Below are 16,979 nucleotides of genomic sequence, written 5' to 3'. Positions count from 1 at the left end.
CACCTAGGGGTGGAGGATGATCGCAGTATGAGGGTCGCACTCTTCGCCACCTGCTTCAACGACACCATGTGGCCGGGCACCCCGAAGGCGACAGTCCTCCTGCTCGAGCGTCTCGGAATCGACGTGGAGTTCCCGTTCGAACAGACCTGCTGTGGTCAGATGTTCATCAACACCGGCTATGCCGACGAGGCCGTTCCCGGCGTCCGGCAGTTCGTCGATGTCTTCGGCTCCTACGACGCCGTCGTCGCCCCGTCCGGGTCGTGCGTCGGGTCGGTGCGCCATCAGCACCCGTGGGTCGCGGACCGGACCGGTGACGCAGCGCTGCGATCGGAGGTCGACGAGCTGGTCCCGAAGGTGTTCGAGCTGAGCGAGTTCCTCGTCGACCGACTCGGGATCACCGATGTCGGAGCGTATTTTCCGCATCGCGTCACCTATCACCCAACCTGCCACTCCCTTCGGATGCTGCGGGTCGGCGAGAAACCGCTGCGACTGCTGCGGGAGGTCAAGGGCATCGACCTCGTGGAGTTGCCGGCGGCCGAGCAGTGCTGCGGTTTCGGTGGGACGTTCGCGATGAAGAACGCGGACACGTCCGTGGCGATGGGTGCGGACAAATGTGTCAACGTCAAACAGTCCGGTGCCGAAGTTCTTGTTGCGGGGGACAATTCGTGCCTGGCCCATATCGGCGGGATGTTGTCACGCGAACGCTCCGGCATCCGCACCATGCATCTCGCCGAGATCCTGGCCTCGACCGAGAAGGAGCCGGCGTGACCACCGCCCGACCGGACGCCCATCCACACGTCGGTGTGACGTCGAGTTTCGTCGGCATGCCGAAGTTCCCGGTCGCCGCACGGGACGAACTGGCCAACACCACCCAGCGCCGAAATCTCGCGCACGCCACCGGCATCATCCGCAACAAGCGGGCGGAGGTGGTCGACGAACTCGACAACTGGGAGGAGTTGCGCCTCGCCGCGGCGGCGATCAAGGACCGCACGCTGCGCCACCTCGACCGCCATCTCGAGGAGTTCGAGAAGAATGCGATCGCGGCGGGGGCGGTGGTGCACTGGGCCGCGGACGCCGAAGAGGCGAACCGGATCGTCGTCGACCTCGTCCGCGCCGCGGGTGCGGACGAGGTACTCAAGGTGAAGTCGATGGCCACCCAGGAGATCGAACTCAACGAAGCACTCGCAGAAGCCGGAATCGATTCCTGGGAAACAGATCTCGCGGAACTGATCGTGCAGCTCGGTGATGACTGGCCCAGCCACATCCTGGTTCCGGCGATCCATCGCAACCGCGCCGAGGTCCGTGACATCTTCCTGCGCCGGATGGCCGAGGTGGGGCGGCCGGCCCCCGACGATCTCACCGACGATCCCCGCCGGCTCGCGGAGGCCGCGCGACTTCACCTGCGCGAGAAGTTCTTACGCGCCAAAGTCGGGATCAGCGGAGCCAACTTCGCCATCGCCGACACCGGAAGTCTCGTCGTCGTCGAATCAGAGGGCAACGGCCGGATGTGCCTGACCCTGCCCGAGACGCTGATCTCGGTGGTCGGCATCGAGAAGATCCTGCCCACTTGGGCCGACCTCGAGGTGTTCCTGCAGGTACTGCCGCGCTCGAGCACCGGCGAACGCGAGAACCCGTACACCTCCATCTGGACGGGCGTGTCCCCCGATGACGGACCGCGCGACGTCCACATCGTGCTGCTGGACAACAACCGCTCGACGGTGCTCGCCGACACCGTCGGCCGCGATGCCCTCCGCTGTATCCGCTGCTCTGCCTGCCTCAACGTGTGTCCGGTCTACGAGCGGGCCGGCGGCCACGCCTACGGATCGGTGTATCCCGGCCCCATCGGCGCCATCCTGACCCCGCAGCTGCGCGGCACCGGATCGGCCGTCGACGCCTCGCTGCCGTTCGCGTCGAGCCTCTGTGGCGCATGTTCGGACGTGTGCCCGGTGCGCATCCCGATCCCGGAACTGTTGGTGCACCTACGAACTCGTGTCGTCGACGAGAAGCGCGGCGGGCTCCCGTCGGGTGAGTCGGCCGCGATGAAGGCGATGGCGTGGGTGTTCGGCAATCACCGGCGGCTGGAAGCAGCACAGAAGGCGGCGACGTCGAGCAAGCGCTTCTTCGGTCGCCGCTCCACCATCGGCGCGCTGCCCGGACCGTTGGCCGGGTGGAGTTCGGCGCGCGACATCCCGGTACCGCCCGCGGAATCATTCCGCGACTGGTGGAAACGCGAACGGGCCGAACGGAACCCGAGCGCGGACACGGAGTCGGACCGATGAGTTCTCGCGACATCATCCTCAACCGGGTGCGGTCGGCGCTCACCGACGTCGTCGACCCGGACCCGGCTGAGACGGTGATCGACTGGCAGTACGGCAGGCCCGTCGACACCGGCGACCTCGACGTGGTGGACCGCTTCGCGGAGCGGGTGGCCGACTACCGCGCCGTCGTCGAGGAGGTGACCGAGGACGGGCTCACCGCCGCGGTGACCGCAGCACTCACCCCTGCCCGGGGGCCGGTCCTCGCCGACCACATCGTGCGCGATCGGCTGGCCGCCGACCTGGAATGGCTCGACGACGACGCTCTTGAACCGGCCGAACTGGACGCGGCCGGCGCCGTCATCACCACGGCCACCGTCGGCATCGCCAACACCGGCACCATCGTGCTCGACCACGGTGCAGGACAAGGTCGTCGCGCGCTCTCGCTGGTGCCGGACATGCACGTCTGCATCGTCGACGCCACGCAGATCGTCAGCGACGTCCCGGAGGCCGTTGCCCGGCTGATCGACCTCGGTGTGGCACACCGCCCGCAGACGTGGATCAGCGGCCCCAGCGCCACCAGTGACATCGAGCTCGATCGCGTGGAGGGCGTCCACGGTCCGCGCACGCTGCACGTCGTCGTCGTCAGGTGACGGACGTACCCTCCATCGGCTGTGGCCCGGCCGGTCGCAGCGCGACGGTGTCGTTCACCGCGTCGATCGCGTCGGTGAACGGCGGGATGAACCACCGGGCACCGAGCACACAGCAGGCGTGTCCGCCGTCGACCTCGAACCGACGCGCGCCGGGTATCCCGTCGATCAGCAGCTGCTGACGTGCGGGCTCGACGACGCGGTCACGAGTGGACACCACCACCGACGTCGGCACGTCGATCTCGCCGAGCCATGGCCGCGAATCGAAGGCGCCGAGCCCCTCCCCGAAATGACCCATGTGCGACAACGGGGTGGACAGGAACTGACGCATCGCCCAGACCGTGGTGTGCGCGGAGGTGTCGTCGAGCCGAGCCGCCCGTGGTGACGGCATCACCCGGTACACCCCCGTCAGCACACGGGCCGTGCGATGCGACTGCGCCCGCCGATCGGGGTCGCGGGTGCTGAAGTACGGTCCGGTGGAACACAACACGAGACCACTGACCCGGCCCGGGTGGCGCCGCCACGCCAACTGGGCGACCCCACCGCCCATCGAGAACCCCGCCGCGGTGAACCGGTCGATGCCGAGCACGTCCGCGACGGCCACCGCATCGTCGGCGCAGTCACGCAGATCGAAGGTGTCCGAACGGATTCCGCGGCCATGCCAGCGCTGGTCCATGGTGACCACCCGGTAGCGCCGGTTCAGTTCCGGGATCACCGGGTACCAGCACAGCAGTCCGGTCGTCAGCACCGAGTGCATCAGGAAGACCACCGGCGCGTCCCTGGGCCCCGAATCGGTGACGAACACCGGCCCCCGGCCGGGCAGCTCCAGCATCGAGCCGCTCGGGATGTCGCGGGCGGGATACGGCCGCAGGACGTGACCGAACGCGCGGCCCACGCCGCCGACGAACTCGAAACCCATGCAGACGACGGTACGCGCTTTCTCAGACGCTCAGCGGTAGTCGATGACGATCCGGCCGTCGATCTTGCCCTCCTCCATGCGCCGGAACACGTCGTTGATGTCCTCGAGGCGGGCGGTGGCCACGGTGGGCTTCACCAGGCCGCGGACATAGAAGTCGAGTGCCTCGGCCATGTCCTGCCGGGTTCCGACGATCGACCCGCGAATCGTGAGTCCCTTCAGCACGACGTCGAAGATCGGGGCCGGGAAGTCACCCGGCGGCAGACCGACGAACACGATGGTGCCGCCGCGTCGCGCCATCCCGATGGCCTGCCCGAAGGCTTGCGGATGCACCGCGGTGACGAGCACGCCGTGCGCACCGCCGGTCTGCTCCCGGACCGCAACCGCCACGTCCGAGGTCTTCGCCGCATTCACGGTGACCTCGGCACCGAGGTCGCGGGCGAGTGCCAGTTTGTCGTCGTCGATGTCCACCGCCGCCACCCGCATACCCATCGCGGTCGCGTATTGCACGGCGACGTGTCCGAGTCCGCCGATCCCGGAGATCACCACCCATTGCCCCGGCCTGGTCTCGGAGACCTTCAGACCCTTGTAGACGGTGACGCCGGCGCAGAGGATGGGTGCGACCTCGACGGGATCGACGCCATCGGGGATGCGGGCGGCGAACCGCTCGTCGACGAGCATGTGGGTGCCGAACGAGCCGTCGACGGAGTAGCCGCCGTTGCGTTGCATCTCGCACAGCGTCTCCCAGCCGGTGCGGCAGTACTCGCAGGTGCCGCAGGCCGACCAGAGCCAGGCGTTGCCGACCTTGTCGCCGACCGCGAGTTCGGTGACGCCCGGACCCACCGCCACGACGGTGCCGTACCCCTCGTGACCGGGCACGAACGGGGGCGATGGTTTGACCGGCCAGTCCCCGTGCGCGGCATGCAGATCGGTGTGGCACACCCCGGTGGTCTCGAGCTTCACCAGTGCCTGCCCGGGGCCCGGATCGGGCACGTCGAGTTCGGTGACCTCGAGCGGATCGCCGAATGCGGTGACCACCGCCGCCGTGAGCTTCTCATCTGACATCACGCACTCCCTGTCGTCGATCGGTCCCCCGTCGGTTCCCAGTGTTCGCCGATCGGGCCGTCGGCGAGCCCGTTTCGACCCGACGATCAGCCGCGGTTCACCGGATCGTCGCCCAACCGGAACAGGGGTGCGTGACCCGGGACACACTCATCGTGGGATGCTCGGTTGCATGATGGACATCGACCGTCCCAAGATCGAGGGTTCCGTCGCGGTCGGCGACGAGGACCAGCGCCGGATCGGGTTCGCCGAGTTCGGGTCGGCAACCGGCCGGGCCCTCTTCTGGCTGCACGGCACCCCGGGAGCCCGCCGACAGATCCCCACCGAGGCCCGCGCCTTCGCCGCGCAGAACGGGCTGCGCATCATCGGTCTGGACCGGCCCGGCGTCGGGTCGTCGACCCCGTACAGCTACCGCAATGTCGCCGAGTTCGCACACGACCTCGCGACCGTCGCCGATTCCCTCGGGATCGACGAGTTCGCCGTCATCGGGCTGTCCGGCGGCGGGCCCTACGCGCTCGGCGTCGCGCACGCCTTCCCGGATCGGGTCGTCGCAGCCGGCATCCTCGGCGGCGTGGCCCCCACCGTCGGACCGGACGCCATTCCGGGCGGCGCGATGCGACTCGCCCAGGTGGCGGCACCGGTCCTCGGGGTGGCGGGCGCGCCGGTCGGCTGGGCACTGAGCTCCCTGTTGAGCGTCGCCCGCCCGATCGCGGACCCGGCGATCGCGATCTACGGACGACTCTCGCCGCAGGGCGACCGTGAGTTGCTGGCGCGGCCCGAGTTCCGCGCGATGTTCCTCGACGACCTGCTGCACGGCGGGTCACGCCGGATGGAGGCGCCGTTCGCCGACATCGTGGTGTTCTCGCGCGACTGGGGATTCCGGGTGCCGGAGGTGACCGTCCCGGTGCGGTGGTGGCACGGCGACCGCGACCACATCATCCCGCACAGCCACGGCGAACACATGGTGTCGGTGCTGCCCGACGCCAAGATGTTCACCATGCACGGCGAGAGTCACCTCGGCGCTCTCGGCCTGTCGGTTGAGATCATCACCGAGTTGCTCACCGTCTGGGATCAGCCGCGCTGAACGCACCGCCCGGCGGTTCACCGGACATCAGCGGTCGATCAGGCCCGTCTCGCGAGCCCATGCGCGCACCCGGTCCATCCCCTCGTCGATGGAGACGAGGGGTTCGTACCCGAGGATCTCTCGCGCCTTCTCGATGGAGTAGGTTCCGGGCCGGTTGAGCAACAGCATGGCTCCCGCGCTCAGGTCGCTGGACTGCCCGAGTCGCCGCAACAGACCCCCGAGCACGTCGGCCAATGGTGCCGCGATCACCATCGGCAGGGTCCTGATGGTGCCGCCGCTCATCTCGGCGAGGCGACCGAAGAAGTCTCCGCACCGCACACCGGCACCGTCGGTGAGGGTGAAGATCTGTCCCGACGCATCGCCGGAATGCAGTGCCAGGACCATCCCGTCGACGAAGTTGTCGATGTGGACCGGCGAGAAGACACCATCGCCGCCGTTCGGCAGCGGGAACCCGGTCGGTTTGAGCATCTCGGCGATCGGTACCCGCACCCAAATCGAGCCCGGTCCCCACACGTCCCCGGGCCGGATCACGGTGACATCGATCTCGCCGGCCGCGTGTCGCGCGAGGACCACCGCCTCAGAGTTGACCTTCGTGTCCGTGTAGACGTCACCGTTGACCTGAACCGGATGAGTCTCGTCGACTCCATCGGGGAAGTCGAATCCATAGGCAGCCACCGACGAGATGTGGACGAAGCGGGACACGCCTGCCTCGATGGCGGCGCTCAGCACCCGGCTCGTGCCGATCACATTGACCTCGCGGGACTTCTCGAGCGGATGTGCCGCACCGAGAAGCGCCGCGGTGTGGACCACCGTGTCGACCCCGGCGAGCGCAGATTGCCAGCGGTCCGGGGTGGTCACATCACCGCCGACCACATTGTGGTCGGGGTCGGCGACCAGGTCGACCCCGGCGACCTGCGCGCCGAGTGCGCGCAGGCGAGCGCAGAGCGCCCGGCCGATGAAGCCGTTGGCGCCGGTGACGAAGACGGAGCGCCCCGCCAATCGCGATGAGGGACGGACAGCCGCAGCGGAATCGGTCGCCAGGGAGGTCATGTGAGTTCTCTTTCATCGAGGGCCAAGGATGTCGAGCATGCTCGGGTACGCCCGTGCACTCTTGACAGAAGAAGACAGACTCTTGACTCTGGGAGACATGTCTGTGGTCCGGGGCACATCGCTGACCGGCTTCTCCGACGAGGTGTCCACGCTCGGCGCCGAGCCGTCGCCGATCCTGCGGCGTGCCGGAATCCGACCCGGGTCGATCGGCGACTTCGACACGTTCTTCACCTACGTCGCGCTGATCGATGCGCTGGAGTCGGCAGCCGCAGTGACAGGGGCCCACGATTTCGGCCGGCGACTGGCGCGCCGGCAGGGCATCGAGATCCTGGGGCCGGTGGGTGTCGCCGCCCGCACCACCTCGACGGTCGCCGAGGCGTTGTCGGCGTTCGAGACCTACCTGAGCGCCTACAGTCCGGCGATCACCGTCCAGGTTCAGGAACTGCCCGACACCGAGATCGCGTTCCTGGAGTTCCGATTGCTGATCGCCGATCCGCCACCGCATCGCCAGGTGATCGAGCTCTCACTCGGCGTCACCCTGCGCGTCCTCCGCTTCCTGCTCGGGACCACCTATTCCCCCCTCACCGTGCATGTGCCGCACGAGCCACTCGGTGACCGGACGGACTACCTACACGAGTTCTCCTGCACACCAAGGTTCTCCGAACCTCGCGCCGGGTTCACCCTGCAGGCCTCCGATCTCGCCCGACCACTCGCCGCCGACGAGACGGCGCACCGAGCGATCGTCACCTACCTCGACGGAGTGATCGACCGGCACGACCGACAGCTCTCCGGCTCGGTGCGCGACCTCGTCCGGCAACTGCTACCGACCGGCGCGGCGACACTTCCCGTCACGGCTCGGCAGTTCCGCCTCCATCCGAAGACGCTGCAGCGCCGCCTCGCCGCCGAGGGCACGACCTTCGCTGCCGTGGTGGACGACGTCCGGCGCGAACTCGCCGAACGCTGGCTGCGCGAGACCGACATGACGCTGTCACATCTCGCCCATGAACTCGGATACGCCGAGCAGAGCGTCCTCACCCGATCCTGCCGCCGGTGGTTCGGGGTGAGCCCCGCCCGGTTCCGCCACGAAGCGCGGGCCACACGTCCGCTCACCATCAACCACACATCGATGCGGAGCTGACCTCCGTCCAGTGTTACGCATCACATTTCGTCCTGAGATGTCAAGAACGTGTCTTCTATTGTCAAGAGGCGAACCGACGAATCCGGGATGGTGGAGATCACATCGACCTCTGATCGAAAGGCAGCTCACGATGTCCAGCCCGACACTTCCGGTACCCGTGACCACCACCAGTGGTTCTCTGCTCCCCGTCGTCGCACTCCCCCAGGGAGAGTTGTTGACGGTCAACGCAAACGACAACCCGTTGATCCGGGACGCACTCGGCCCGGGCGTCCACTTCAAGCCGTTGCGTCTCGACCTCGAGAAGGGCGAATGGGTCGTCCTGGCCACCTTCGCACCAGGTGCGACGGTCCCCCTGCACTATCACACCGGCACGGTCGACGCCTACACCCTCAGCGGTAGCTGGCACTACCTCGAGTACCCGGAACAGCCGCAGACTGCCGGTTCCTACCTGTACGAGCCCGGCGCGTCGGCGCACACCTTCATCTGCCCCGAGGACAACACCGAGGACACCGTCGTCCTGTTCAGCGTCGTCGGCGCTAATGTGAACTTCAACGAGGACGGGTCGTTCCACTCCATCCTCGACACGGCGCTGATCCGCCACCTCACCGGCGCTCTGGCGGAGGCCCAGGGGTCGGGCCCCGTCCGCTTCATCAGCGGCGGCTTCGCCGGCTTCGACGTCGAGGAGGCGTGATGCGCGCGGTCCTGATGCAGGATTCCCGACTGACCGTCGCCGAGGTCCCGGAGCCGACCCCCGGACCGGGCGAGGTTCTCGTCGACGTTCTCGCCTGCGGCATCTGCGGTTCCGACCTGCATTGCGCGGAACACGGCCCCGATTTCAACAAGGCCACCAAAGGTGCCGCCGGTGTCGAGTTGATGGACCTGTCCAAGCCGATGGTGTTCGGGCACGAGTTCGTCGGCCGGCTCGTCGCGCACGGCCCGCAGACCGAGGGACGCATCCCGGTCGGCAGTCGGGTGGTCTCGATGCCGATCCTGTTGCGCGATCAGCCGGTCATGATCGGATTCGCCGGCGTCGAGGCCCCGGGCGCCTACGCCGAACGGATGCTGTTGTCCGAGCCGCTGCTCATCGAGGTTCCCGAGCACATGGACACGCGGGTCGCTGCCCTGACCGAGCCGTTGGCCGTGGCCTACCGTTCGGTGAATCGCGCCGAGGCCGGCGCCGACACCGTTCCACTCGTGATCGGTTGCGGCCCCATCGGTCTGGCCGTCATCGCGGTGCTGAAGCTGAAGGGTCTCGGACCGATCGTCGCAGCCGACTTCTCACCGGAGCGTCGCGACCTCGCCCGTCGGCTCGGTGCCGACGTCGTCGTCGACCCGGCAGAGGAATCACCTTACGAGGCGTTGTTCGCGGCTGCGGCCACCGACGATCCGGCGCGGATGGCGGCTCCGACCGCAGTTCTCGGTCAGCTCCCGCTGCGTCCGACCGTCGCGTTCGAATGTGTCGGCGCACCGGGTCTGCTGCAGCAACTGATCTCGGGCGTGCCTGCCGGATCGCGAATCGTAGTGGCCGGCATCGAAATGGGTTCGGACAGCATCGAACCCGCGCAGGGCATCCTGAAAGAGCTCGACATCAGGTTCTCCCTGTACTACAGCCCGGAGGAGTTCGCCGAAACCTTCGCACACCTGGCGGCGGGCGATCTCGACGTGGAGCCGTTGCTGACGGACACAGTCGGCCTCGAGGGAGTCGCGGCCGCCTTCGAGCGGCTTCGGAGCAACCCGCACGACGCGAAGATCCTGCTCGATCCGTCACGCTGACGCTCAGGGAGCGGTGCCCGACAGTCCCACGGCGAGTCCGAGCACCGCTCCCATCACGACGAGTTCGACGAGCGACAGCCGCAGAGAGGTGTTCTCGGAGAGCCGATGCCTGGTCACGGCAGGCACCCAGCGTTGCCGGCCGTACACGCCGAGCCCGATCAGCAGCACCAGTCCGGCGGTCTTCGCCAGCAGAATGCGTCCGTAGCCGGTGTCCACCAGATCGCCCAGCCCGGTTTCGAGCAGGCCGCTGATGACGCCGGTGGCGGCGATGACCGCGACTGCCCACAGCGCCCGGGACGAGAAGTCCGGCAGCGCGGACGCCCAGCCGCGGCGTCCTCGTACGACGAGGACCATCGCGGCGAGCGTGCCGCACCACCACGCCGCCCCCAGCGCATGCGCACCCACCAGCACCGGGCCGATCGCGTGTCCGCCGGCGTGGCCGGTGATGGCTGTCGCCAACACCCCGATCGCGGCGAGAATGCCGTACGCCGCGGCCGGCGGTTCCACGCGGCCGGTGAGGTGAAGGCCCGCGACCACCACCACCGCGGCCGAGGCGAGCAGGGTGACGAGCTCGGGTGCACCGGCACTCAAGGTGTCACCGAACTCGTCGATCCCCACCTCACCCGGTGATCGACCGGTCTGGTCGGCCGTACGCATCCACGCCGCCACCGCCACCGCGACGAACCACGCCGCACCCGCGAGCCCGATCATCCGGGCCGTCGGATCGAGCCCGAGCGTGGGCAACGCGCCCAGCCCGACGATCAGCACCGCCGCGCCCAGAGCGACCACGTTGGGGACCGCGGTCGCCGACGGCCCGTCGGGCGCGGCGAGAATCCAGCACAGCCCGAGGCCGACGAACATCGCGATCAGCCCGCCGCCGAGCGCGGCGGCGCGCACCGCCGTGTTCGGTGAAGCGGTACGCCCCGCCCCGGAGGTCATGCCGATGCGTCGTTCGTCATGCGGATCTCGCGCCTGTCAGCTCGACCGGGGCCCGGACCTGCGCGACATCAGCAGCACCACGCCGAGTCCACCGACCAGCAGCACCACCGCACCGACGATGAACGGCCACAGCGGAGGTCCCCCGTCGCTCTCGTCGGCGGCACTGTCGGCGACCGGCCCGGGCGTCCCGCTACCCGCGGTGGTCAGCTCGAACGTCCGCTGTCCGTCGACCGGATGTCCGTCGGCCGACGTCACGCGATAGTTCAGCGTGTAGGTGCCGGCCGGGCCGAGTTCGCGAAGCGCGACGCTCAGCCTCGGCCCGTCGACGATCGCCTCGCCGTCCTGCCAGAAGTTGCCGTCGGGGCCCACGACGGTCAGCACCGCGAACGTCTCCTGCAGCGGTTCGTTGAAGGTGATCGTCACCTGTTGCGGAGCGGTCTGAACGGTTGAACCGTCCTCGGGGTCCGACGAGACGACCTGCGAGTGGGCCGAGGCGGTGGGCGTCGCGAGGAACCCGAACCCTCCGGTGAGCAGAACCCCCACGACAACCGCGACCGTCGCGGTGATCCGGCGGCTACGCATCGCTGCCGCGCTCGGTGTCCGAACCCCCGCCGCGGCGACCACTCCGCGTCAGCGCGGCCACCCCGATCACCGCGCCCAGAGCACCGACGAGAAGACCGATCCCGCCGAGCCACCGCGCGGCGTCATCCGTGGAGTCCGAGGCCTCAGTCGTCTCGGCCGAACCGGCCGTGTCGGTCGACCCATGCGAGGCCGATCCGCCGTGGTGGTCGTCGCCGTCGGTCGCCGCGGGCAGTGTCAACGTCGGCGCGGGGTGCTCGGGCTCCTCACCGTCGGCGCCCATGGGCTCCGCCCAGGCGACGCGTTCGCCGTCCGCGTAGATCTGAGTCGCCGGAAGCATGACGGAATCCTCCTCGGGGAACGGGCCGCCCGAGATCCGGAATTGCGCGAACTCGCCCACCGGGACGCCCGGCGTACCGGGCAGGGCGGTCCAGGTGATCGAGGTGACCGCTTCGGTCGAGGGGTCTTTCGCCACCTCTGACCGCCAGCCTGACATCGCCTCGGGTCGGGCGGATTTCAGGTTCGGCAGGGTGACGGTCAATTCGGTGGTGGCGGCCGTGTCGGATTCGTTGGGCACGACGAAGGTGACGACGCCGTATCCGCCCTGCGCAAGGGTCGGGGCGTTGGCCGTGACGTGTGCGGAGGCGGCACCGGCACCGACGAACGCGGCCGTGGCGGCGATGGCCGCGGCCGCGGTGGGGGCGACGAGCCGCCTGAGCAAGGAATTGGACATGTGAAGCTCTTTCTGTGGTGGGCGCGCTCGATGGGCGCCCGTTCGATCGCATCGAACGGTGTCCGTCGGGTCGATGCAGGGGACGCCGCCTCCGGGGATTCCGGGCGGCGGTGTTGGTGGGTAGAGCTCACGCAGGCGGTCCGCGGACCCCGATTCCGCGGATGACCGCTGTCAGGCCGGGGGTGGGAGCCACCCAGAAGACGGGAGCCGGTGCGGGCGCCGCGATCACCGGTGGGGCGGTGAGCTTGCCGATGGCCGTGGTCAACGTGGCGAGCAGACCGGCCGCGACCACGATGAGTGCTGCGCTCAACGGGATGGCCGCGATGTGGGTGAGCAGCATCGGCAGCACCGCGTCATGGTGATCGTGGGCGCCGGCGTGAGCCGGCCCCATTGTCATGACCGTGTGCGCCGCGATCTGCGCGACCGTGAGCACGCCGGCCGCGCGCGACACCGAGACGATGGCCGATCGTCGTCGCCGATCACCCAGGAGGAGTGCGGCGAGGACACCGACGGCCGCGGCGAGCACCATCCCGGCGACCCCGGGCACGGCACCGGCACCGAGGCCATGGGCGGCGACGGCGACGCCCGGGACCACGACACCGGCCGCGATCCGCGTCAGCGAATCTCCGGCCCGGTCGGGTCCTGCGCAGCTCATGACCCCTCATCCTAATGCCGCGGTTCGACCGCCCACGGGCGCACTCGGCCACGTTCGGTCGCAGGGCGAAGCGCTCGGAGCCGGCCACCCGTGGTGCGATAATCACCGTATGTCTGCGAACGGCCCCGAAATCCGGGAACTGACCGACCCGGCAGACCTCGACAAGCTGACCCGGGTGTTCGACGACGTGTGGCATCCCGATCCCGCAAACCGGCCGGTCAGTGTCGACATGCTGCGCGCGCTCTCCCACGCCGGCAACTACGTCGCGGGTGCCTTCGTCGGTGATCGGCTCGCCGGAGGCAGTGTGGCGTTCTTCGCGGCACCCGTCGGGACGACGTTGCACAGCCACATGACCGGGGTGTCCCGCATCGGCCGAGGGCACAACGTCGGCAGTGCACTGAAAATGCACCAGCGCGGCTGGGCCCTGGCGCGCGGAATCACCACCATCACGTGGACCTTCGACCCGCTCGTCGCCCGCAACGCGTACTTCAACATCGCCAAACTGGGCGCGGCGCCCATCGCCTACCACCGGGACTTCTACGGCGACCTCGGCGACGAACTCGGCGGTGGTGATGAGAGCGACCGGCTGCTCATGTCCTGGGCACTCGATGTGCCACTGCCGGAACCCACCGATGAGACGGTCGATGACGTCGTCGGCGCGGGTGGCCGGATGGGCATCGAGACGACCGGTGAGGTCCCGAAGGCGATCGCCGAGTCCGGCTCACCCGTGGTGATCCCGGTCCCCCGCGACATCGAGGCGATGCGACGCACCGACCCGGTTGCCGCGTCCCACTGGCGAACCGCGGTGCGGGACGCCCTCGCACCGCATTTCGCCTCCGACACCGCAGCTGCCGCGCCTGCCACCCGCTTCCTGCGGTCCGGGCACTACGTAGTGGCAGCCGACGAATGAGGATCACCGGAGTCGAACTCAGGCGCGTCGAGCTGCCGTTGGTCGGCCCCTTCCAGACGTCCTTCGCCACCGAGGTGGTGCGGTCGGCGCTCCTCGTGCGGGTCGTCTCCGAGGCGGGTGAGGGGTGGGGCGAATGCGTCTCCATCGACGAACCCGTCTACTCCGCCGAGTACACCGACGGCGCGATCGACGTCCTGCGGCGATTCCTGATCCCGGCGGTGTGCCACCGCGACATCCGCGCGATCGACGTCGCACCCGCCCTCGCACACCTCAAGGGCCATCGAATGGCCAAGGCGGCGTTGGAGATCGCGATACTCGACGCCGAACTGAGAGGTGCGCAGATGCCGCTGGCGGACCGGCTCGGCGGCACCGCACAATCAGTGCCGGTTGGCGTGTCGGTGGGCATCACCGACAGCATCGCGGCGCTGCTCGCCGAAGTCGACCGTCATCTCGACGCCGGGTACCGGCGAATCAAACTCAAGATCCGTCCGGGTTGGGATGTCGTCCCCACCGCCGCGGTCCGCGAACACGTCGGCGATGCAGTGGCGCTGCAGGTCGACGCCAACACCGCCTATCGCGCAACCGATCTGCGGCACCTGGCGCAACTCGACGCGTTCGGCCTGCTCCTCGTCGAGCAGCCCTTCGACGAGGAAGACCTGATGACCCATGTCCGGTTGCGTGAGGTGATGTCCACCCCGGTCTGCCTCGACGAGACGATCGTCTCCGCACGGTCGGCGGCCGACGCCATCCGGCTCGGCGCGTGCGACATCGTGAACATCAAACCGGGTCGGGTGGGCGGCTACCTGGAGGCGGCACGGATACACGATGTCTGTGTCGCCCACGGCATCCCGGTGTGGTGCGGCGGGATGCTGGAGACCGGCATCGGGCGCGCCGCCAATCTCGCACTGGCGGCCATGCCCGGTTTCACCCTGCCCGGCGACATCTCGGCGTCCGAGCGGTACTTCGCCCAGGACATCACGCCGCCGTTCACCGTTCACGACGGGGTGATGGACGTGCCTCGCGGCCCGGGGATCGGCGTCGACCCGTTGCCCGGCGCGGTGGCCGAGCACACCACGTGGAGCGAATGGGTCACGCCGACATGATGACCGGCGCGAGAACGACTTGCGGGAAGGACGTCACGTCGCGCCTCGCCGAAGGGTGACGCGATAGGTGTAGTGCTCGGGCAGGAAATGACTCACCGCGAGTTCCACCGCCTGGCCGGCAGAGTCGCTGTAGAGCCGATCCACCCGCAACATCGGATGACCCGGGGTGCAGTTCAGCTGCTCGGCAACCGCGGAATCCGCCGCTGCCACCGTGATCGATTGGGCCGCTTCGGTGATCGGCCGCGACAGGTGAGGCTCGAGCAATCCGATCATGGTGTGGGTGCTGCGCGCGCCCTCGCGCAGATCATCGTGGTCGAGCAGAAGCCGACCCACCGGCTCGGGCCACCATACGGTCGTCGATACGAACGGCATGCCGTCGTGAAATCGTCGAAATGTCATGCGGTAGACGAGGTCGGTGTCGAGCCGCAATCGGCCGGCCGCCTCGAGGTCCACCTGGCGGCGTGGTAATGTGACGACCTCCATCGTGGTGTCCGCGGACAGGTTCATCAGATCTTCGATGGAGCCCAGCTGCCGCAGATACCGCCCGGCACCCTCGGTGGCGAAGGTCCCCCGCCCCGGGACTCGGTACACCGCACCCTCGGCGACCAGGTCCTGAAAGGCACGCCGCACCGTCTGCCTGCTCAGACCGAACTCGTCGGACAGCTCCGACTCGGTCGGCAGACGCACCCCGTCGCGGTAGCGTCCCTCCGCGATCCGCGCACGCAACGTCGCGGCGAGAACTCGATAGGCCGGTTCGGCGACGTCTCGTGCGGTCATTGCGGGAATCGTATCGCCTGCTCAGATCCCGCCGCGGGAAACGAGTTGGCTCGCGATCACGTTGCGCTGGATCTCGTTGGTGCCCTCCCCGACGATCATCAGTGGTGCATCGCGGAAGTAGCGTTCGACGTCGTATTCGGTCGAGTAGCCGTACCCGCCATGAATGCGGACTGCGTTCAGCGCGATCTCCATCGCGACCTCCGACGCGTAGAGCTTCGCCATCCCCGCCTCCATGTCGCAGCGTTCGCCCTGGTCGTACTTCTCGGCAGCATGCCAGGTGAGCTGACGTGCAGCGGTCAGCTTCGTCGCCATGTCCGCGAGATAGTTGCCGATCGACTGGTGCTTCCAGATCGGCTGGCCGAACGACTCCCGGTGCTGGGCGTAGGCGAGCGAATCCTCGAGCGCCGCGGTCGCGACACCGAGCGCGCGGCAGGCGACCTGGATTCGACCCGTCTCCAGCCCCTTCATCATCTGCCCGAAACCCTTACCGGGCGTGGCTCCCAGGATCGCCGACTGCGAAATCCGGTAACCGTCGAACGAGAGCTCGCAGGTCTCCACACCCTTGTAGCCCAGCTTCGGGAGGTCACGCGAGACCGCCAATCCGGGCCCGTGCTCACACAGCACGATCGAGATCCCGCGATGGCGTGGCTCGGCTGATGGATCGGTCTTGCACAGCAGTGCGATCAGGCCCGAGCGACGGGCATTGGAGATCCACGTCTTGGCGCCGGAGATCACCAGGTCGTCGCCGTCGACCTTGGCGACAGTGGCCATGTTCTGGAGGTCCGACCCACCTCCGGGTTCGGTCAGCGCCATCGTCGCCCGCATCTCGCCGGTCGCCATGCGCGGCAGATACCTCTGCTTCTGATCCTCGGTTCCGAACAGTGTCAGCAGCTTGGCGACCACCGTGTGTCCGCCCATCGCACCGGCCAAGCTCATCCAGCCGCGCGCCAACTCCTGGGTGACCTGCGCATAACACGGCATCGACACCGGTGAGCCGCCGTACTCCTCGGGCACCGCGAGACCGTAGATGCCGATCTGCTTCATCTGCTCGATCCACTTCTCCGGGTAGGAGTTGGCATGTTCCACCTCCTGCACCGTCGGCTTGACGTCGCGGTCGATGAACGCTCGTACCGTCTCGACCAGGAACGATTCCTCGACATTCAGATTGGTCATGATCACCTCATCGTGTCGGCTCGGAAGCCACGGCCGCGCCAGTCCCGCCTCGATTTGTACGGCCATACTCGCGTCAGTGGCCGAGCTTGTCAAGCACTCATACAGGGCTTCCCACTTCGCACAGCGTCTGGTAAGTGTCTAGGTGCGCAATATTTGGCCGCACATTTTGGCTGGACTCTGGC

The 16,979-nt window shown here is 68.3% G+C and carries 18 protein-coding genes; 9 read left to right on the top strand and 9 right to left on the bottom strand.

The window, feature by feature from the left end:
- Positions 1-27: 27 nt before the first annotated feature.
- Genes V1Y59_RS10700 through V1Y59_RS10690 form a run of 3 tightly spaced genes read left to right on the top strand, consistent with a single transcriptional unit; the run spans position 28 to position 2,908 of the window.
- A complete protein-coding gene (locus V1Y59_RS10700; RefSeq protein WP_330504930.1) occupies positions 28-768 on the top strand; it encodes a (Fe-S)-binding protein in 741 nt (246 codons plus the stop codon).
- Positions 769-824: 56 nt separating this feature from the next.
- On the top strand, positions 825-2,279 hold the full coding sequence (locus V1Y59_RS10695) for a LutB/LldF family L-lactate oxidation iron-sulfur protein (protein WP_330504961.1): 1,455 nt from the start codon (positions 825-827) through the stop codon (positions 2,277-2,279).
- The gene (locus V1Y59_RS10690; RefSeq protein ID WP_330504929.1) at positions 2,276-2,908 is read left to right on the top strand and encodes a LutC/YkgG family protein; all 633 of its coding nucleotides are present in this window, start codon (positions 2,276-2,278) and stop codon (positions 2,906-2,908) included. The genes V1Y59_RS10695 and V1Y59_RS10690 overlap by 4 nt, the downstream gene beginning before the upstream one ends.
- Here the strand turns inward: V1Y59_RS10690 and V1Y59_RS10685 are convergent.
- The gene (locus tag V1Y59_RS10685; RefSeq protein WP_330504928.1) at positions 2,901-3,824 is read right to left on the bottom strand and encodes an alpha/beta fold hydrolase; all 924 of its coding nucleotides are present in this window, start codon (positions 3,822-3,824) and stop codon (positions 2,901-2,903) included. The genes V1Y59_RS10690 and V1Y59_RS10685 overlap by 8 nt on opposite strands.
- Positions 3,825-3,854: 30 nt before the next feature.
- Positions 3,855-4,886, bottom strand: coding sequence for an alcohol dehydrogenase AdhP (adhP, locus tag V1Y59_RS10680; protein ID WP_330504927.1), 1,032 nt, complete (start codon positions 4,884-4,886; stop codon positions 3,855-3,857).
- 169 nt (positions 4,887-5,055) lie between these two features.
- Between adhP and V1Y59_RS10675 the strand changes: the two genes are divergently transcribed.
- Entirely contained in the window at positions 5,056-5,967 is a 912-nt protein-coding gene (locus V1Y59_RS10675; RefSeq protein WP_330504926.1) for an alpha/beta fold hydrolase, read from the top strand.
- A 27-nt stretch (positions 5,968-5,994) separates the two neighbouring features.
- Here V1Y59_RS10675 and V1Y59_RS10670 read toward each other — a convergent pair whose 3' ends face one another.
- Positions 5,995-7,017: an NAD-dependent epimerase/dehydratase family protein gene (locus tag V1Y59_RS10670; RefSeq protein WP_330504925.1), complete on the bottom strand. Its 1,023-nt coding sequence runs from the start codon at positions 7,015-7,017 to the stop codon at positions 5,995-5,997.
- A gap of 97 nt (positions 7,018-7,114) precedes the next feature.
- Between V1Y59_RS10670 and V1Y59_RS10665 the strand changes: the two genes are divergently transcribed.
- The 3 genes from V1Y59_RS10665 to V1Y59_RS10655 all read left to right on the top strand — a co-directional run bounded on the left by V1Y59_RS10665 (position 7,115) and on the right by V1Y59_RS10655 (position 9,928).
- Positions 7,115-8,155, top strand: a complete 1,041-nt coding sequence (locus V1Y59_RS10665) for an AraC family transcriptional regulator (RefSeq protein ID WP_330504924.1) — start codon at positions 7,115-7,117, stop codon at positions 8,153-8,155.
- A gap of 130 nt (positions 8,156-8,285) precedes the next feature.
- Positions 8,286-8,846 carry a 2,4'-dihydroxyacetophenone dioxygenase family protein gene (locus V1Y59_RS10660; protein ID WP_330504923.1) on the top strand — a complete coding sequence of 187 codons (561 nt, stop codon included), beginning with the start codon at positions 8,286-8,288 and terminating at the stop codon, positions 8,844-8,846.
- A complete protein-coding gene (locus V1Y59_RS10655; RefSeq protein ID WP_330504922.1) occupies positions 8,846-9,928 on the top strand; it encodes a zinc-binding dehydrogenase in 1,083 nt (360 codons plus the stop codon). Before V1Y59_RS10660 ends, V1Y59_RS10655 begins: the two co-directional genes overlap by 1 nt.
- Positions 9,929-9,931: 3 nt before the next feature.
- On the opposite strand, the gene V1Y59_RS10650 is transcribed toward V1Y59_RS10655, so the two are convergent.
- From V1Y59_RS10650 to V1Y59_RS10635, 4 genes are all read right to left on the bottom strand, one after another.
- Entirely contained in the window at positions 9,932-10,867 is a 936-nt protein-coding gene (locus tag V1Y59_RS10650; protein ID WP_330504921.1) for a copper resistance D family protein, read from the bottom strand.
- 36 nt (positions 10,868-10,903) lie between these two features.
- Complete coding sequence (locus V1Y59_RS10645; RefSeq protein ID WP_330504920.1) at positions 10,904-11,449, bottom strand: copper resistance CopC family protein; 546 nt, start codon at positions 11,447-11,449, stop codon at positions 10,904-10,906.
- The gene (locus tag V1Y59_RS10640) at positions 11,442-12,179 is read right to left on the bottom strand and encodes a YcnI family copper-binding membrane protein (RefSeq protein WP_330504919.1); all 738 of its coding nucleotides are present in this window, start codon (positions 12,177-12,179) and stop codon (positions 11,442-11,444) included. The genes V1Y59_RS10645 and V1Y59_RS10640 overlap by 8 nt, the downstream gene beginning before the upstream one ends.
- Before the next feature lie 127 nt (positions 12,180-12,306).
- Positions 12,307-12,834 (bottom strand): YtxH domain-containing protein, encoded by a 528-nt coding sequence (locus V1Y59_RS10635; protein WP_330504918.1) that lies wholly within the window; start codon positions 12,832-12,834, stop codon positions 12,307-12,309.
- 109 nt (positions 12,835-12,943) lie between these two features.
- Between V1Y59_RS10635 and V1Y59_RS10630 the strand changes: the two genes are divergently transcribed.
- Both V1Y59_RS10630 and menC read left to right on the top strand, forming a co-directional pair.
- A complete protein-coding gene (locus V1Y59_RS10630) occupies positions 12,944-13,744 on the top strand; it encodes a GNAT family N-acetyltransferase (protein ID WP_330504917.1) in 801 nt (266 codons plus the stop codon).
- Positions 13,741-14,847 carry an o-succinylbenzoate synthase gene (gene menC / locus V1Y59_RS10625; protein WP_330504916.1) on the top strand — a complete coding sequence of 369 codons (1,107 nt, stop codon included), beginning with the start codon at positions 13,741-13,743 and terminating at the stop codon, positions 14,845-14,847. The genes V1Y59_RS10630 and menC overlap by 4 nt, the downstream gene beginning before the upstream one ends.
- A 33-nt stretch (positions 14,848-14,880) precedes the next feature.
- On the opposite strand, the gene V1Y59_RS10620 is transcribed toward menC, so the two are convergent.
- On the bottom strand, positions 14,881-15,624 hold the full coding sequence (locus tag V1Y59_RS10620; RefSeq protein ID WP_330504915.1) for a GntR family transcriptional regulator: 744 nt from the start codon (positions 15,622-15,624) through the stop codon (positions 14,881-14,883).
- A 21-nt stretch (positions 15,625-15,645) separates the two neighbouring features.
- Positions 15,646-16,797 (bottom strand): acyl-CoA dehydrogenase family protein, encoded by a 1,152-nt coding sequence (locus V1Y59_RS10615; RefSeq protein ID WP_330504914.1) that lies wholly within the window; start codon positions 16,795-16,797, stop codon positions 15,646-15,648.
- Positions 16,798-16,979: the final 182 nt, after the last annotated feature.

The organism is Gordonia prachuapensis (assembly GCF_036350515.1).
Lineage (GTDB): Bacteria > Actinomycetota > Actinomycetes > Mycobacteriales > Mycobacteriaceae > Gordonia > Gordonia prachuapensis.
This window is presented reverse-complemented; position numbering and strand designations above follow the sequence as displayed.